The 17,689-nt window shown below is 38.4% G+C and carries 21 protein-coding genes; 15 read left to right on the forward strand and 6 right to left on the reverse strand.

Annotation, left to right across the window (positions count from 1 at the left end; translation table 11 throughout):
- Nucleotides 1–126: 126 nt before the first annotated feature.
- From QNI15_RS36275 to QNI15_RS36295, 5 genes are all read right to left on the reverse strand, one after another.
- Complete coding sequence (locus QNI15_RS36275) at nt 127–351, reverse strand: hypothetical protein (RefSeq protein WP_314036850.1); 225 nt, start codon at nt 349–351, stop codon at nt 127–129.
- Nucleotides 348–704: a hypothetical protein gene (locus QNI15_RS36280; protein ID WP_314036852.1), complete on the reverse strand. Its 357-nt coding sequence runs from the start codon at nt 702–704 to the stop codon at nt 348–350. The genes QNI15_RS36275 and QNI15_RS36280 overlap by 4 nt, the downstream gene beginning before the upstream one ends.
- A gap of 72 nt (nt 705–776) precedes the next feature.
- The gene (locus tag QNI15_RS36285) at nt 777–1,424 is read right to left on the reverse strand and encodes a hypothetical protein (RefSeq protein WP_314036854.1); all 648 of its coding nucleotides are present in this window, start codon (nt 1,422–1,424) and stop codon (nt 777–779) included.
- A gap of 143 nt (nt 1,425–1,567) precedes the next feature.
- On the reverse strand, nt 1,568–3,643 hold the full coding sequence (locus QNI15_RS36290) for a leucine-rich repeat domain-containing protein (RefSeq protein WP_314036856.1): 2,076 nt from the start codon (nt 3,641–3,643) through the stop codon (nt 1,568–1,570).
- A gap of 722 nt (nt 3,644–4,365) precedes the next feature.
- The gene (locus QNI15_RS36295) at nt 4,366–4,740 is read right to left on the reverse strand and encodes a hypothetical protein (protein ID WP_314036858.1); all 375 of its coding nucleotides are present in this window, start codon (nt 4,738–4,740) and stop codon (nt 4,366–4,368) included.
- 410 nt (nt 4,741–5,150) lie between these two features.
- On the opposite strand from QNI15_RS36295, the gene QNI15_RS36300 reads away from it, so the two are divergent.
- From QNI15_RS36300 to QNI15_RS36370, 15 genes are all read left to right on the forward strand, one after another.
- Nucleotides 5,151–5,648, forward strand: a complete 498-nt coding sequence (locus tag QNI15_RS36300; protein ID WP_314036860.1) for a helix-turn-helix domain-containing protein — start codon at nt 5,151–5,153, stop codon at nt 5,646–5,648.
- 3 nt (nt 5,649–5,651) lie between these two features.
- Nucleotides 5,652–7,211 carry a DEAD/DEAH box helicase gene (locus QNI15_RS36305; RefSeq protein ID WP_314036862.1) on the forward strand — a complete coding sequence of 520 codons (1,560 nt, stop codon included), beginning with the start codon at nt 5,652–5,654 and terminating at the stop codon, nt 7,209–7,211.
- The gene (locus QNI15_RS36310; RefSeq protein ID WP_314036864.1) at nt 7,208–7,630 is read left to right on the forward strand and encodes a hypothetical protein; all 423 of its coding nucleotides are present in this window, start codon (nt 7,208–7,210) and stop codon (nt 7,628–7,630) included. The genes QNI15_RS36305 and QNI15_RS36310 overlap by 4 nt, the downstream gene beginning before the upstream one ends.
- A 65-nt stretch (nt 7,631–7,695) precedes the next feature.
- Nucleotides 7,696–8,874 carry an AAA family ATPase gene (locus QNI15_RS36315; protein WP_314036866.1) on the forward strand — a complete coding sequence of 393 codons (1,179 nt, stop codon included), beginning with the start codon at nt 7,696–7,698 and terminating at the stop codon, nt 8,872–8,874.
- Between the two features lie 203 nt (nt 8,875–9,077).
- Nucleotides 9,078–9,560, forward strand: coding sequence for a hypothetical protein (locus tag QNI15_RS36320; protein WP_314036868.1), 483 nt, complete (start codon nt 9,078–9,080; stop codon nt 9,558–9,560).
- Nucleotides 9,561–9,696: 136 nt separating this feature from the next.
- Nucleotides 9,697–9,972 carry a helix-turn-helix domain-containing protein gene (locus tag QNI15_RS36325; RefSeq protein WP_313979493.1) on the forward strand — a complete coding sequence of 92 codons (276 nt, stop codon included), beginning with the start codon at nt 9,697–9,699 and terminating at the stop codon, nt 9,970–9,972.
- Between the two features lie 194 nt (nt 9,973–10,166).
- Nucleotides 10,167–10,583, forward strand: a complete 417-nt coding sequence (locus tag QNI15_RS36330; protein ID WP_314036870.1) for a hypothetical protein — start codon at nt 10,167–10,169, stop codon at nt 10,581–10,583.
- 186 nt (nt 10,584–10,769) lie between these two features.
- Nucleotides 10,770–11,024, forward strand: a complete 255-nt coding sequence (locus QNI15_RS36335; protein WP_314036872.1) for a hypothetical protein — start codon at nt 10,770–10,772, stop codon at nt 11,022–11,024.
- A gap of 87 nt (nt 11,025–11,111) precedes the next feature.
- Entirely contained in the window at nt 11,112–11,255 is a 144-nt protein-coding gene (locus tag QNI15_RS36340; protein ID WP_314036874.1) for a hypothetical protein, read from the forward strand.
- Between the two features lie 26 nt (nt 11,256–11,281).
- Nucleotides 11,282–11,467: a hypothetical protein gene (locus tag QNI15_RS36345; protein ID WP_313979500.1), complete on the forward strand. Its 186-nt coding sequence runs from the start codon at nt 11,282–11,284 to the stop codon at nt 11,465–11,467.
- 65 nt (nt 11,468–11,532) lie between these two features.
- Nucleotides 11,533–12,018 carry an N-acetylmuramoyl-L-alanine amidase gene (locus QNI15_RS36350; RefSeq protein ID WP_314036876.1) on the forward strand — a complete coding sequence of 162 codons (486 nt, stop codon included), beginning with the start codon at nt 11,533–11,535 and terminating at the stop codon, nt 12,016–12,018.
- A 148-nt stretch (nt 12,019–12,166) separates the two neighbouring features.
- The gene (locus QNI15_RS36355; protein ID WP_314036878.1) at nt 12,167–12,955 is read left to right on the forward strand and encodes a hypothetical protein; all 789 of its coding nucleotides are present in this window, start codon (nt 12,167–12,169) and stop codon (nt 12,953–12,955) included.
- An 8-nt stretch (nt 12,956–12,963) separates the two neighbouring features.
- A complete protein-coding gene (locus QNI15_RS36360) occupies nt 12,964–13,764 on the forward strand; it encodes an SMODS domain-containing nucleotidyltransferase (RefSeq protein ID WP_314036880.1) in 801 nt (266 codons plus the stop codon).
- 121 nt (nt 13,765–13,885) lie between these two features.
- The gene (locus QNI15_RS36365; protein WP_314036882.1) at nt 13,886–15,574 is read left to right on the forward strand and encodes an ATP-dependent nuclease; all 1,689 of its coding nucleotides are present in this window, start codon (nt 13,886–13,888) and stop codon (nt 15,572–15,574) included.
- 77 nt (nt 15,575–15,651) lie between these two features.
- Nucleotides 15,652–16,941 carry a RelA/SpoT domain-containing protein gene (locus QNI15_RS36370; protein WP_314036884.1) on the forward strand — a complete coding sequence of 430 codons (1,290 nt, stop codon included), beginning with the start codon at nt 15,652–15,654 and terminating at the stop codon, nt 16,939–16,941.
- Between the two features lie 223 nt (nt 16,942–17,164).
- On the opposite strand, the gene QNI15_RS36375 is transcribed toward QNI15_RS36370, so the two are convergent.
- Nucleotides 17,165–17,272 carry a DUF4113 domain-containing protein gene (locus QNI15_RS36375; RefSeq protein WP_314036886.1) on the reverse strand — a complete coding sequence of 36 codons (108 nt, stop codon included), beginning with the start codon at nt 17,270–17,272 and terminating at the stop codon, nt 17,165–17,167.
- Between the last annotated feature and the right edge of the window lie 417 nt (nt 17,273–17,689).

Here is a 17,689-nt window from a genome sequence, read left to right on the forward strand (position 1 = left end):
ATGGTTTTAAAGCATTATTGATCCGGTTTGAATGCTCTATTAACAATTGGATGAGTTTACATTTTATTGCTTTCTCCGTCATTTTCTTACGCAAAATCAAGCAAAAAACAAAAGTTTAAACAGCTTCTATATCAAAATGTAATAGGCCCAGTGAACTGAGAAATCACGTTTTTGTTTGTCTTTTATCCAGTTTTGAAAGTCTGAAAGGATTGTTACAGGATATGTATCTTGAATTGCCTGGTCATATCCCTCCAAAAAGCTAACGAGTGGGATATACCCATCTGCCACATACATACCTCTTCTGTGTTTCAAATGCCAGAGAATAGTCTGGAAGCTTTTAGTTGCATTCATTCTTTAGGTGTAGTAAACTGTAAATCTGCCTCCTGAGCTTTAAACTCATCTAGCAAGCGAAAACATTCATCAAAAGCCATTTCATCATCTTCATTAAAATGATAGTAGAGGATATAGGCCCAGTTAAGAGTGGAGTATTCACTATTGTATCTTTTTTTGACAAATCGATCAAAGTCTGCAAAACTGGGAGATTCAGGATAAATAGGATCTATGTCATGGATCATAGCATAGGTTTGATATCCAGATAGATAAAGATCCAGTAGGCAAATAGATTTTTTGCCTATCATTACACTTGGTCGATGGCGTATTATATCCAGGTGATGGTAAAAGGATTGGTAAAGTGGATTTTTCATGATGGATGATTTACCTAGGATAAGTACTGTCTGTTTTGCGTTCCTGAATAAAGGTTTTCAGATTGGTCTTGGTTAGTATATAACCTTTAGAGTTTGGCAATAGTCTTTATATTCCTCAAAAAAAAGTGATAAGCCAGCCATACTACCAACACTATAATACTTGATAATCTTTTCCCAGGAAATTTCTTCAGAGAAATAGGGATATCGTATTCTAATCCATCGATCAAACCCTTGCATCACATGCCAGTCAGTAATCCCTTCTGGATCTCTCAGATACCAACCTCTGAGAAAAGAGGCAAAGAGTTCAAAACTTTCCTGCCCTAAATACATTGCCGGTCGTAATTGAATTTTTGCTATTAATTCCACTACTGAATCATGATTGTAATGCTCTACTCTTGCATACGGAACCTCATCATATACAGCATTCTTCGCATCTTCATAGAATACATCAAATAACTCAAAGAAATGAAAGAAGGCATCATACTCATCAGTATTCACCAGACAAATCATACTTGGCCAGGAAACAGAGGCAGTAGATCTTATTGCTAGCTTTTCTTTAATCCAGAGAAGAAATAAATAATCTATGTAGGCATCCTCAACTGCAGGCTTTTTTCGAAAAGTCCACCCATCAAAGAAAGCTCTCAGGCAAAAGATAGATTGGGTCCCTACCAGATTGGGATGGATGCGAATTTGGTCAATTAGTTCTTTAAGCGCACTCATATATATTGGATACCTAAACTCTGTAATTGGGCAAGTTCCAAGCCTAACCTGATATCTTCCAACTGGTCCGAATGGAGTAGTTTAAATAGATTGTAGGTTTGGTTGATTGGATACATATAGTTCTATTCTAAGCAAAGAATAAGTTATCCCTCCACTTCCACTTCTGGTTGTAGAATGATCTCACAATTGGGTAGCCAGGATTGGATTTTGGTGATGGTTTCATCACTCATCGGATTGCCGTAGAGATAGAGCTTTTCTAACTGTTGGAGATTAGCGATTTCTGAAGGTAGGTTTGTCAGGTGATTGTGAGACAAGTCTAGTTCTTTTAATTGGGTCAGGTTGCCTACTTCAGCAGGGAGTTCATGTAATCCCGTATTTTCTAAAGTCAGATAGCGCAGTTGAGATAACTGAGTAATCACCAATGGAAGAGTTTGTAAAGGGTTATAATCAAGAGATAACTTAAGAAGTCCTGTCATATTTTTTACCTCTTCAGGTAAATTAATCAGTTGATTACCTCGCATATGTAAACTTTCCAACTTGACCATCTTTGTAACAGCAATTGGAAACTCCCGAAACTGATTATCACTTATATCCAGATAATAAACTTTGTTAAGATTAGCGATATCGTCAGGTAAAGAAGTAAGGTTATTATTATATAGAGTTATACTTTGCAACTTGGTGAGTTTACCGATTCCTTCTGGCAAAGATGACAGTTGATTGCCATCAACAAAAAAATACTGTAGCTCAGGGAATCTATCCATTGCAAACGGAATCTCTTTAAGATGATTCTCAGATAAAGTTAAATATCGCAACTCAGTCAAATTAACCAGTTCCATGGGTATAGTTTGTAACTGATTCTTAGAAACATTCAAGTCCATAAGATCTATTAGCCTTCCTATTTCAGCTGGCAGACTAGTTAATTGATTGGAGGATATATCTAAATCTCTGAGCTCGGTGAGACCCTCAATTGAAGCAGGTAGTTCATACAACTGATTTTCAGATAAATCCATGTACATCAGTTCTGATAAGGAAAAACATTCATCTGGTAAACTACTCAGTTGATTGTCTGAAAGATGTAATGACCTAAGATATTTTAGATTTTGAATTTTATGTGATAAGGATTGTAATTGATTGCCTTCAGCATACAAACTACCAAGATTCTGCAATTGATAGATTACCTCTGGAAATCCTTCAAATTGGCATCGAGATATAGATAAGCTTTGTAATTGGGTCAGATTAGCTAATTGCTCAGGTAATTCAGTTACAGGATTTTCACTTATAGATAAATCTTTGAGTTTGTATAAATCACAAATCTCTATTGGAAAAGTTGTCAACTTATTGCCTGAGAGTTCCAACTCTTCTAATTGTGTTAATTCCCGAATATTTGAAGAGACCGTTGTAAGTTGGGTGTTATTCAAAAATAACCTTTTGAGTTTGCGCAACTCCCATACTTCAACAGGTATCTGACAAAGTGGATTATCTGATAAAAGGAGACTAACTACTTCTTGTAGGTAAGCAATCTCTTCTGGTATACTTGAAATCTGATTGCATTGAAGATTGATATAAGTAGCCTTTTGAAGATATTTGATCTGAGGAGGCACATTTGATAGATCTCTGCAAAGCAGACCTAAAGATTCTTTTGTATGTATTGTCTGTATCTTTTCAAACAAATCAATTTCTGAAATATCTTCTTTTGAATATATCCATGCATAAAGTAATTCCATATCTGCTTGAAAATGCTCAATATCAAATCCCAGTGCTTTGGCAGCATCCAGGCCAAGCTGAATAGTTTCTTTTTTTTCAGATTGGAACAGATCAAAGACGTTTAGTTGATTGGGATTTGATTGGAGGGGATTAGAACCGACAAAGTCATATTGCTCTTTTAATATATGATTCCTTCCCCAATCCGGATTCTCTCTGAAATACCCCTCCACCGTTTCCAGCAACATAGTAATTTGCTCCTGCTCCGTTTTATCCCCATAAAAATGCAATATATAGGATGGAAAATAAACAGAGCCAAAAGGCTTTCTATGCTTTTTGGCAAAGTAATAAGTCATATCCTTATAAATATTGGTATCGACAGTCCATGTATCTAACCCGCTTAGATACCCTTCTATATAATCCCGCACACGCTGATATGTAATAGGTTTACCAGAAAGGATCATAGAAGGTCTCTTTTTAAGGCAGTCGATCCATTGAAAAATTGATTCGTTGATCATAAAAAAACAACTTGGTAAGTAAAAACCTGGTATTAATTCTTGTTAATTATGTGTTAAAAAAGTAGAAAACTTTAGTCGCACAAAAACAATCAAAAATACACAAAACATTCGTTTTTAAATGATAAATTACCACAAAAATATCGTCACAAAAATCACATTTTGTTATTCAAAAAAGCAAAAAATGCAACCTATTGAAAATCAGCACACAATAAAAAAGCATCAAAAACAACCCTTCTCCTACCCTTGCTTTTAAAAAAGCATTACAGCCCATTAGAAGCCTTTAGAGCGATTTAACCAAGTTTTGGAACTATTAATCGACTCCTAGTAGAAAATGGCTTATAAGCGATCCTTCATACCTTAAATCGCATTTCTGAGCCAAATCGAGCAGACCCCCTATAAAAAATATAACCCCAAACGCGCCAGAATCGCGTATTTGGGAGAAATCCTGACCTACAACACGTATACGCTATTCTCAGGCGGTTTAGAAGATTGGCTATTGCCATCACCATTCACTATCATTTGTATAGTGTTCATCTATCGAAACCAGCTACTGTATTTGGATATGCAATTACCAGGATGGCTCTGACTGGCAGGTTGTACTCTTGCAGATTTGGGATGATTTATAGTTGCTTCCGGAGCCTATACAGGCTAGCAGAAGACATTAGAACGCATTAGAGCGATTTTAAGGCAAAATCGCATTCTATATTGACCGCATAGATATTTTAGCTTATAGAGCCTTCTAGACGCCTTAAATCGCTTATTACACATTGTCGATTCAGCACCCTCTCCAAAAAATTTACATTTTTGACTTTTTCCCAGATAGACAATTTGTAATAAAAGGCAATTCTAGTGAAAGCCTGCCGTGTAATCCTTACATTATCATCTTGATTATTTACAGCTTTATACTCCCTATCTATTTCACTGTGAATATCAGCAAAATACATCATTTTTAAAATTATAATGTATAGATGTTTTTCCTCACGAAATAATACAACGACTAATCCTTCAATAAATTTCACACAATTTCGGATAAAAAGTAGCTTTTTTACACAAAAAGGTTTGGCAGATATTCTCCTATATGCTATATTTGTTTCCATAAGAAAATCGCTGTTCCGGATGTAATTTTAGGACAAAATCAAGGTTATAGATTTCTAACAATCATTATCCTTTGCTTGTCTTACAGTACTGAAGGGGCAAAAAAAGAGCCCGTTACGAGAACGAGCCCCCTGATACAGCTGGTGACGTGAGCGTAGGAAACTTACCACCAACTGAATGAGTAAACCTCTCTTCTGTTTATGCAGAAAAGCGTTTTATTTTTATCACTTACAAACAGATTAATTAAGTAAAAAACTGCTGTAATGAGTTGACTTGGCAAAGGAAATTCTTGAAAAAGGTTACTGGAAAACAGATACTAAACAGGAAAACAACTTCATAGGAACCTTATCTACAGCGGCGCTATACAAAGATAGTGAAAAGTTTAGAAAAGTAAGTTTGTACTTGCCATTTTTTGTATTGGTCCTTTCGGGCACAATACTATACTGTTACTATTGTATATTTTTTTTATCTGTTTCATATCGTTCTCTCAGCGGGTTTCTGGTCGATTATTTCTGATCGTTTTTCACCACTAACCCAAACGTATATGCACACTTCCTACAAAGAAGTTATCAGCTGTTTATCACGCATTGAAATTCTTTTGTCTGACATCAGACCCAATCTTTCCCAGGTATCCGACCTATTACAAGACAACGAACGCCTGGGCGGAATAGAGCTGGCTATGGAAATCACCGGCCTGGCTAAATCGACCATTTATCATCTGGCTGCCGATGGACTCATCCCCTTTATGAAGCAGCGCAGAAAACTCTACTTCAGTTCCCGTGACCTTTATCAGTGGATCAAGGATGGCAAGCACAAAACCCTTCAGGAAATGGAGGAAGAAATTGAACGCCATCTGTCGCAAACTCATCAGTCGCAAACCTCTGGTCTGATAGTTACCTCAAACCGCTAATCGATGCAACAGACGGATATTTTGACTCACGCCACTAGCGTGAATGGCGAAGCTTTGCCCGAAAATAACCCTACACTAAAGCTACGGGACTATCAGGAAAGTAGTATCACAGAACTGACCAGACGGCACCAATCCGGTGCCCACCGTTTGATTTTGTGTCTGCCTACAGGGGCTGGTAAGACAGTCACTTTTGCCGAGATGACACGACGCACGTTAGAGAGTCTGCCAAAAGCCCGTGTACTGATCCTGGTGGATCGCATTGAGCTATTACATCAAGCTGCTATGACCTTGCAAAGAGCAGACATACAGGCAGGCGTTCTGAGTGCGGGTTGCAGGCGCATGCCTGCCACACAGGTAATTGTAGCTATGGTAGAGACCTATTACCGCAGAGTAGAAAAAGGTTGGAGTATTCCGAATCTGTCCTTGATCATTATTGATGAAGCGCACAAAGGCAACTTTCGCAAAGTAGTGGAGCTGCACCCCAATACCCCTATGGTAGGCGCTACAGCTACTCCCCTTTCAGCCAGCAAACAAGCTCCATTAAATACGTATTTTGAAGATATAGTCGTAGGTACACATATTCATAGCCTGATCGAGGCAGGTCACCTGGCTCTGCCCAGATACTTTGCCGTACCGGTTCAACTACAGGCAGGCAAAGGACTAGATGGAGATTACAAGCTGAATGAACTCTATACCGACTTTGACAAACCCGCCCTGTATCAGGGATGTGTTTCTAACTGGCAAAAGCATGCGGAGGGTCAAAAAACGGTGATCTTTTGTGTGAACAAGCTGCATACAATCCGTACAGCCCAGGCCTTTACTCAGGTGCATGAGCAGGTCAGATACATTACTTCCGATACACCCGATGAAGAACGCAAGGCAACATTGCAATGGTTTAGTAATGTATCAGATGCCATTCTGGTTAATTGTGGTATTCTCACTACAGGATTTGATGAACCAACGATAGAGTGTATTGTTTTAAACAGGGCTACCCGTTCGCTTCCCTTATACCTGCAAATGTGTGGTCGTGGATCACGCACTACCGATACCAAGCAGGCCTTTACCATCATCGATATGGGCAACAATATCAAAGACCTGGGTCTTTGGCATGAACCCTATGACTGGGAATGTATTTTCCGCAATGGATCAGTAGCTGCACCTCAGCATGCGCCTGTCAAGTCCTGTCCGGAGTGTCAGTCTATTGTAGCACTCAGCACTCAAACCTGCCCCTATTGCCAGCATACGTTTGCGCGAAAACACAGAGAAAGTATCGATGCGCAGGAAGTAGAGACACAGGAGATTGTGGTGGACTGGAGCTATCTGATGCAGAAAGAGTGGAGTACAATGAATGTCACCGAACTTGTTATGCGGGCATCAATGGGTAATCCCAACACGAATAAGAAGCAATACAAAATCCAGTGGATTATCAGCTGTATTCTCAACCGGGAAAATCCGCGTCCTATGCTCGAAGAGTTTGCCCGACTGCGTGGCTACAAGCCCCATTGGGTGGACTATACACTCAAAGAGGCAGGTATCTCTTCCAGAAAGGGAAGCAAGAGATGAGTCACTCCTCAACGAAAAAACAACGGGAGTATAGTTTGCCACTAGACGCTCAACTGGCAATAGATGACTTTAATCGAATATTGGAACTGATTCAGAAAAAAGCCCTCGACAAGATGGAACAACTCAACAAATCACAACAAACAGACTTTATACAGGATGAGAAAGCCTTTTACCGATACAAGGCCATTCAAGCTGAGTTTGATGTGCTGGTGCAGTTTATCCAGGTCAGCGAACTAACAATAAAGTGTCTATGTGAACACATTATTTGGTTTGCTCCCTTGCAGATCAAACACTATCAAAAACTATGGATTGCCAACGAAGCTCTCCAGCGTCACAATCAGTCACTGGATGAGGCCAATGAAACGCTGATGGATATGTTGCTCACCTACTATAAAGCGCAGCAAAATTTCTCTTTTTAATACAATTAACAAACTTTCAATACAGTACTTTTTTTTCACTCTAACACCACTTTTCATTTTCTTTTATGCAAGACGAATTCTCACGCCGGGTATCTCAATTTCGTAATGAACAAAACGCTTCTTTTCATGAGCAGGTAAATAGCCAAGCGAACAGCCAGCATGTGTATACCAATGACTTTACACATACTACGAGTGCTATTAAACGAAGTATTGAGATAACCTTAGCTTATCAGGTACGCAACACCAAACCTGCTCTCAGTATTGGGAATAGCAAGCTGATAAACAAAGGCGAGTTTATTACTGTAATTGGCGCTCCTGGCTCAGGAAAATCCAATTTAATTGAAGACCTGATGGCAGGATTTATCTGCCATGTAACAAACACACCCTATGATCACAGTCTGGTAGATTTTCACTATCCGGCAGCTACGGCTGACAGTCGCGGATTATTCATCGATTTTGAACGGCCATTGGATGATGTGGCTTGTTCACTGGGAAGAACGCTCAAACGGATTTCTATCAATGAGTCGCTAATCCGTAATAACCGTTTTCGCAATGTAGAGGTTCGCTCGATGCTGGAACTGGAAACCTCTGAGCAAAAACGCAGTGAGATACGGCTTCTACTGGCAGAAGCAGTCAAACAGAGAGTACCCTTTGACTACCTGATACTGGATGGATGTCTGGATCTGACTAAGGACATGAATGACTCAGAAGATGCGGTTCTGGTAGTTCGATGGATCAGAAGAATAGCTTCAGAGTTTAATTTGGCAATCATCTGTACACTTCACCCCAACAAAAACACCACCACAGCAGCCGGGCATTTCGGTTCGTTTCTGCATCGGTATAGCCGGGCGTTCTTACTGCTCAAGACGATGGAGCAAGCGGATGGTATGCGTCAACTAACCTCTGACTTTGATCTGGGAAAACTATCTCATAGTCATCATCCGGTAGAAAAATATTTTAACTGGGATACAGAAAAAGACTTCTTTATGCCTGCAGACTACCATACACCCATCCAGACAGGACAACCCAAAGCGGGACAAGTTCAACTAAGCGATATTATCAAAAAAGCATTTACCAAACTTATGTCTACTCAGGCTTCTTCTATGGAGCTGAAAAAAGTGGTATTGGAGATTAGCCATGAAAATGAAAGTAAGGTCAAACGCATGCTCTCGGATGCGGTTGAGTTTGGCTATATCCGTTTGGAAGGAGATCGGCGCAATGCCACTTATCATCTTACTTCCTAGAAGATCCTCATAGAAGAGAGTTATCTTACAGAGACAACACTTCTCTCACTCTCAACTTCTCTCGCTCTCACATGGGCTATTGGTTATTGGTTTATATATGCCCCTATATATATATAAATATATAGGGGTATAAATGAACCAATAACTAACCCAATAGGCCACTCAAACCAATACCAAAATTTCACTTACACTACATACCCAACATGCTATCTCATACACCCATACAACCGTCCGAAACCCGTATCCAAGCTTTATGTTTTCAATGGCACTGGAATACCTTTCCTGCCTACAGAGGTTTGCTACATACCCATAACAACAACAGCCACAATGCGATCAAAGGTGCTCTAAACAAAGCCCTGGGGATTGTCAAAGGGGTATCCGATCTGGAATACTTCTTTGCAGGCAAAAGCTACTTTATTGAACTCAAGAACTTAGTAGGCTACCAAACCCCTGAACAGAAACAGTTTCAGAAACTGGTCGAATCACAGGGAGGTTGCTACCAGATTGTGCGCAGCCTGGAAGAGTTTCAGCACCTGATTGAGGGTATTCACACACAATGCAGGTATCAGGCAACCTGTATCCAGGTTATTTCGGAAACCAACCGTAACTCCGGTTGCAATGTTAACTCTTGCTCACCCCTAACCTGTATACACGTTAAGCAGCAAAACGACCGTAACTCCGATTAGGTTTTTATACAACCGGAGTTGCAGTTGTTTCTCTGAGTAACTGTAACTCCGGTTGCTCTTTTCGATAACTGGCATACAGGTTAAAAACCTTTCAAACCCTACGTATCCTACAAACGCTACTAACCCTTTGATCACAATGAGTTTACAACATATTGGCCAACGTATTTATCATTTACGGGTAGAAATCCTGCAAATACCCCAATGGGAGTTTGCTCAACGTACCGGAACGGCACAAGGCAATCTGTCCTCGCTGGAAAAGGGACGTTCACTTCCCTCCTGCTTTTTCCTGTGGTCGCTACAAACAACCTTTCACACAGATCTGAACTGGTTGATCACCGGAGAAGGCGAACCCATTCGCCCTTCTGGCAACAAACGCAAAAACACACTACAAACCACTGAAAACCAACCATAAACGTAGTTGCGATTATCGCAAGTACGGTTGGACTGGTATTTGGATAATGCCGACCTTTGTATCAGAAAATCGGTTAGAAAAGGGGCTTACCTCTCTGCCTGCAAGCGATCCGGCACCTTGACAGCAGCGCACCTAAAAGCCCCCACTCTACCGACCCTTTGTTCGCTAACATTTTCCACAAACCAAACAAAACAATGGCATTAACCCTAACCCTGCTCACTTCCAAAGCTGACTGTGACAAAGTCCTCGATGAGCTTTCAGATCTGAAAAGCGATCTGGAATACAAACAAATCTCTCTGACCCGTAGCCGGGAAAACGCGGCTGACAGAGCATCAGACATTGAAGCTACGCTAGCCTCTTCTGAAGCGGAAGTAGACTCACTAGCCTCCATCATCGCCGTATTACCGGAAGGAACGACTAAGACCGAAATGGAGAACCGCAAAGTAAAAGCCGAATACAAGCTATTCACCGCCCAGCAACGCAAACTGCAATACGGTACTACAGCAGTAGTGCTCTATGAATCGCAGTTGGACGAGGTAGAACAACGCCTGTCGGTCATAGACAGCTCGATGTCTACCATCACCAATCACAAGGCGACGCTACCCGCCTAATCCAGGTAGCACCAAGCCAGGCATAAAGGCATAAATGAAACAGACATAGATTGAAAAGTTGATAGTTGGTATTTCGAGAAGCAGTAGACTCTTGGTTTACTGCTTCTTTGTGAAAAATGCCTGACACAAAGAAGTCTGATACAAATGCCTGATTCCCTTACCCACTTCCTAACCTATACATAGATCATGCAATTACGACTTTTACTAAGCGCCCTGTGTTTCGTTTTCGGTCTGGCGATTGGAGCATTTACTGAGCATAGATTAAACCCTGTGGAGGTTTACGAATGTGAAACGATAGATTACAGTAAGATAGAGTCCATCGTAGCCAAACAGGTAGTAGCTCACAGTGTACAACCGTTGGATGTAGAGAAAATCAAACATGTCAAGAGTTTTACCTATGCCCCAGTTTTTCAGGTGATGGATACCTGTAAAGGGCCATAAATCGCCCAAAATGTTGCAAACAATGTCTGGGATGATCCGATATTGTAGGGGCGATTGGCAGATCGCCCTGGTAGGCGCAGGCACGGCATGAGATACATCCGAAACGGTTTTCTGATACACCCGATCATTCACGAATGGAACCAGGGCGACCGCCAGTCGCCCCTACAGGGTGTCGGACTAATCCAAACATTGCCTGTACGAAACCGGGCGAACACGCAGGTTCGCCCCTAGAAGGTCACCCTAAACCCACATACCCGATGGCAAAATCGATATACGATTACCTCCAGTTTGTGTTAGACAACTGGAAAACCTCAACCCTGGGTTTATTTACTTTCTCAGGATACATACTCTGGCTGGTTAACCGAATAGATACACAAGCCTTCGTTTCGCTGTTAGCCTTCATTTCAACAGTCGGTTTCTTCTCGATGAGAGATCCTAAATAATACAACAGGACGGCTTCACAACCCGTCCTGTTGCCTTTCAATAACCTACTACACATAACAAACCCATGCACTTCCAATACCTGATCATCCACTGCACTGCAACCCCCGCCGGACGCTGGGTTTCCCCAGAAGACGTTAAACGCTGGCATACTGCCCCCAAACCCTACGGCAACGGCTGGAAACAAGTAGGCTATTCCGACCTGATCTTACTAGACGGCTCCCGTCACCAGTTCGTCAAGCATAACAATGACCTGACCATAGACTCGTTCGAGATCACCAACGGAGTAGCAGGTATCAACTCTATTTCCCGCCACCTATGCTATGTAGGCGGCCTTGACAAAACCTTCCACAAAGCCCAGGACACCCGCACCCCTCAACAAATCGAAACGATGTTAGCCATTATTCATGAAGTACTAGCTTATGCGCCTAACATCAAGATTGCCGGGCATAATCAATTTGCAAACAAAGCCTGTCCGAGCTTCTTCGTGCCTGATTGGTTGAGGAAGGTGGGGATTATGGAGAGGAATATTACAATGAGCCAGTCAGTATGATTTTGAATAAGCAGGTGTTTTCCCTTTATCCTAAAGGGGAAAAACACCCTTTTTTTCATTTAAATCATAAAGTAAATTGCACTAGTATTTCTACTTTTTTTAAAGTTAATTCTATTCAGAAATAAGGAAAACTCCGCTATATAAATTTATGAAATCGGATTATGACATTGTAGGAGATATAAATTATTGGAAAGATATCATTTTGTATGTTTCTACATTTATTACATTTTCATTAACAATTGAAGAAAAGTTTAAGATAACAGAAATTAAAGCTTATGCACAATATAGTGACATTAAAGATGTTCTAATTGCTATTAATGTTTTATTGGCGATTCTGTATGTTGTTATGGAATTAACAGCAAATTATATTTTCACTAATGCTGAAAATAATAGACGGTTACAATATTTGGACAATTCCTTTGAAACAAATTTTGCAGGAAAAAGAGTTGACGGATACTTCACTCAAGATAAACTTAAACCTGGTTTTTATAAACTTGCTGTTAATGCATTTGAAAATGCTTTTCATACGTACAGCATCGCAAGATTGATGCAACCCAAAATATATATTAAAGCATTATTTGTGTTTATCTTCTTTGCATTCTCCGCTGCTGTAGGTGAAAAAGAAATGGCACGAAGTTTAGTTGAAGCAATTCTGCCCTTAGCTCTAATTCAAGATGCGATAAAACTTGCTGTATTCGTAAGTCGATTAAAGGTTATACTAGATAATTACAAAACATTTTTTACGAATCTAAAACGACTTTCCTTCGAAGATCAAGAACCAGAAGTACTTAAGAATGTCATTTTTTACGAAACTACTTTATCGTGGGCTTCTCTGCCATTAGAAAGTGATATATTCATTAAAAACCAACAGCATCTTGCCCAAGAATGGGAAATGCTCAAAAAAGAGTATGCAATAGACAAAAATTATATTAACTAAACTTTATCATGAGTGTAAATAGTTATTTGGAAGGCCTTGCTAGTAAACTTATCATTACAGATTCAGAAAGAACTATAATTGATAACCATATTATTTCTCTTGAAAAGAAAATTGTCGATTTTTTTAAAGAAAATAAGATTGAAATATTAGAGCATTTTGATTTTGGCTCATACACTAGGAAAACTTTAATGCCTCGTAAAGCAGATCCATATTCAGATGTTGATTATATGATTGTATTTAAAGATACTGGATATGCTCCTAATACATACCTAGATAGACTTCGTCGGTTTGCAGAGAAAAAGTATACTACATCAGAAATTTATAGATCTCATCCAACAATAGTGCTTGAGCTGTCAAAAATTATAATAGAGTTAGTTCCTGCAACTAAGACGGCTTGGGATGATTATCAAATACCTGCTCCTGCATCTGATTACACTAAGTGGTTAACAACTCATCCTCATGACTTTAAAGATAAAGTTACTAAGAAAAATACAGCAGAAAAAAGCAAAATTCGCCCTCTAATTCGCTTACTAAAATATTGGAATGCCCAAAATAATTACGTTTATACTTCATATGAACTAGAAAACTTGATAGTAAATGATTGGTATTTCGGTACAGTAACTCTTTGGGATTATTTATATAGTTTTGCTAGTAGCCTATCTACAAGTAGTTTGGTAAAACATAAAGCAGAAAAAGTTAATCGTTTAAAAGACATATGTGAGACAGCAAAAAAAATAGAAAAAGGTGGATCAATCATTGCGCCTATACTATCCGAATCTGAAATACAAAAAGCATTTCCTGCATACTAATTTAATTGTCCATAAACCCTAAAATAGTGAGATGAGAGTTAGACAAATACATTTATGATATTTTTTTATTCTATAGACATTTCATAATTAATAAACACTTTTATTTCTGAAATTCTTAATTATGGATCCTAAAGTATTTGTAAACTCATTAACCTTTAGTGATGGTAGTATACTAACACTTGAAGAGAATAATATAGTTGTCTTTGTTGGGCCTAACAATGCAGGAAAAAGTGCTTCACTAAAGGAAATAGAAGCGTCAGCTAGACATAAAATATCCCCTAAGAAAGTCCTTAGAGAGGTAGAATTTAGTATTATTGGTAATATTGATGATATAAGAAACTTCTTTGAATTAACTACAACCAAAACCTTTTTAACAGACGGATTACATTATAGAGGGTTAGGTTATGATATACCTGCAACAAACATTGATTATTACTGGAATAATGTAAGGAATCGAGGCCTTGATTCACTTACAGCAATTTTTGTGAAGCTATTATCAACAGAAACACGACTTGCAGCTGCGAATCCACCCCAAAATATAAATACTCGAAAAGATCCTATACAACATCCAATTCATCTTTTGCAGAAGGATGATGCATTCGAAGAAAAATTCAGCAGCTACTTTAAGCAAGCATTTGGAAAAGACTTATTAGTACATCGAAATGCAGGGAATGAAGTTCCGTTACACATTGGAGATAAACCACCTATAAATCCTGGAGAAGATAGAATTTCAAACCAATACTTAGGGAGATTGGAAGAATTACCTTTGCTACATGAACAAGGAGATGGAATGCGAAGTTTTGTTGGAGTACTTTTACATGCCTTTATCTCAACACATACCATTCTCTTGATTGATGAACCAGAGGCTTTTTTACATCCTCCACAAGCTAGGCTCCTAGGTAAAATGCTAAGTAAAGACTTGCCTGCCCAACGTCAATTATTTTTGTCTACTCATAGTGAATATTTTTTAAAAGGATTATTAGATTCAAACAATCCAAACTTGAAAATTATTAGAATTCAAAGAGAAGACCACATCAACAAGGTTAGTGTACTATCCAGCAAAGATATTGACTCAATATGGAATGACTCATTGTTACGACATTCTAATATACTAAATGGCTTATTTCATTCTAAAGTTATAGTGTGTGAAAGTGATTCTGATTGTAGATTTTATTCTGCTATACTGGATTCACTTTACGATGGAACAAACGAGATAAGTCCAGATATATTGTTTATTCATTGTGGAGGCAAACACAGAATACCAGTAGTAATTAGGGCATTAAGAAGTCTCAATGTACCAATTGCCATAATTACTGACTTTGATGTACTTAATAATATTAATCCACTTCGTAGTATCTATGAAGAACTTGGAGGAATATGGCAAACAATAAGCTCTGATTGGAACAATGTAAAAAGTGCTGTTGATAACCAAAGACCCCAACTTGAAAGTGAAGATGTAAAACAAGAAATAAATCGGATATTAACAGAAGTAAGTGAGAGAATTTTTCCAGAAAATAAAGTCAAAGAAATAACAACCATTCTCAAGAGCACTTCTGCATGGTCAAAAGCTAAAGAGGTGGGCAAAAACTATCTACCAGCTGGGCAAGAAACTCAGGCATATAACCGATTAACTTCTGAGCTCGAAAAACTAGGACTTTATATTGTTGAGATTGGAGAGTTAGAGTGTTTTGTTAGAAGTATTGGGAATCATGGTCCGTCTTGGGTAAACGAAGTATTGACTAAAGATTTAAAAAATGATCCAGAATTAGAAAATGCACGAAGATTTGTTAGAAAGGTAACTAATAGTTAATCTAGCCATTAATCAATTAATGATTAACAGCTACTTATTAAGCTAAAAGATGTTACAGATAAAAATAAACCCAGAAAATGAGTACAATTATTGAGGATTTTTTAAAGCATTACGAACAGAAATATGACTTTTATCAAAAATTATCACAAAACACAGCTTCTTTAATTGAAAAAGAGTTGAAAGAAGGTGGTATCAAAGCAATTATTTCCAATCGAGCAAAATCGATAGAAAGATTAGGAGAAAAAATAAAAAATAGGGACAGGCAAATTACCTATCAATCAGAAGCGGATATTCTAAATGATATACATGATTTAGCCGGTGTTCGGGTAGCCTTATACTTTCCATCAGATAGACTCTATGTTCAGAAAACAATAGAGAAACTTTTTAACATTTCTCAGCATAAAGTATTTCCAATCAAAGCCACCCAAGAATATAAATCCAAACTTACACAGAAGTTCTCAGGATATGCAGCAGACCACTATCGAGTTACCTTATCGGAGACATCAACAGAAAGCAGATTCTTAAATAATAAGGTTGAGATACAAGTAGCTTCAGTTTTAATGCACGCCTGGTCAGAAGTAGAACATGATTTAGTTTATAAACCATTTTCAGGCGATTTAACACTAACAGAATTAGCGTTACTAGATCAGATTAATGGCTTGGTACTTACTGGTGAGATTGCGCTTGAGTTATTACAAAAAGCAATGGCGGAACGAACTAGCAATCAATTGCAGCAATCAACAAAATCCCAACCGAGTCGTGAACTATTATCTAACTTTATTAGGTCTCGGCTAACAGATGAACAAAGAAAGGGTATGAGAATAGGAAACATATTCCTATTAGATCTTTTCTTTCAATCTTTAACCTCTATTAATTTCAAAATATTAGATAATTATATAAATAAATTAAACCATAATTCTACCGAAGATATTGCAGAACAATTACTTAATATGGTATTACTTCATCAAAATATAGAATCTTCTGAGATAGAAAGCTATTTTAAGAAGCTTGATTTTTCACCTAGTAAATCACAAGATGGGGCTATGTTTATAACATTTTGCACGCTTACAGAAAAAATCATTCGGGATTTATTTAAGGATATAATTGGTGAGAAATCGGTATTTCAAACTATGCAATTTATTCTAACGCAAAATATACCTAACGTGGAAGAGTCAGTAGGAGATTTAAAACATTATTGGTACTTAAGGAGGTCTGCTCTATTTGCGACGGATACAGTACCTCAAAGTGAATTTTTGGCAGGCATCAGATATCTCAAAGACAGGATTCCAAAATTTATCGATTTACTAAGAAACACTTCAACAAAAGCAAAGTTTAGAAAGGAGTATGAGAAAATCACAAAGATTTAATTAAATAGCGATAGTGTTCGCAAAGTATTGAGTTAACATTTCCAAGCAGATATTATATGTATCAGATTAGACAAATACCATAAACTTAAGATCAAAGACATATTTAAGTTGAAATAGTCAAGATTTAAAGTGATTTTTGACAGCATACTTTATTTATACTTAGGTATTCTTTCAACTTAGTAGTAAACCTACTAGTTCACATCGTCAGAAGCATCTGCCAGGCTTAAGTCGTTCCGTTGGATGCGAGAAATACCGTTCCTGCTCCCCAGTGTGCATTAATCTTGTCGGCAACCGCCATCAGAACCGGATTGGATGAACGTTCCTCAAACAATGCTGGTTATGGGCAGAGCAAATCCTATCCAGCAGGATACCCACCTTCTTATACTCAATACCTTCTTTGTAAATCCGTTTCAAGCCTTTAGGGCGTAGTATACAAGCACACTGACTTTTGCAAGATTGCTAAGTATCTAAGTATAATAAGCTTGTCCTGGTTTCTTTGTCCCCTCCTGACTCAAGCAACTAGGCATCACCAAACATATCATCGAGTGGTGTAATCTCTTTGGGTAGGGAAAATCCTTTAGGGAAGTGTGATCTTTAGGGGGAGTGTGATAGTAATACAAATATACCAGCTGACGTTTAGTGAGTCAACTGGTATATTATCGTTTAATAACTTTGTCAAGAGAAATCTACCTATTTTTGGTAACGAAATGATTATTTAAACTGGTTTTACCTTAAATTGAAAGATTTG

Origin of the sequence: Xanthocytophaga flava, from assembly GCF_030068545.1 — a bacterium.
GTDB lineage: Bacteria > Bacteroidota > Bacteroidia > Cytophagales > 172606-1 > Xanthocytophaga > Xanthocytophaga flava.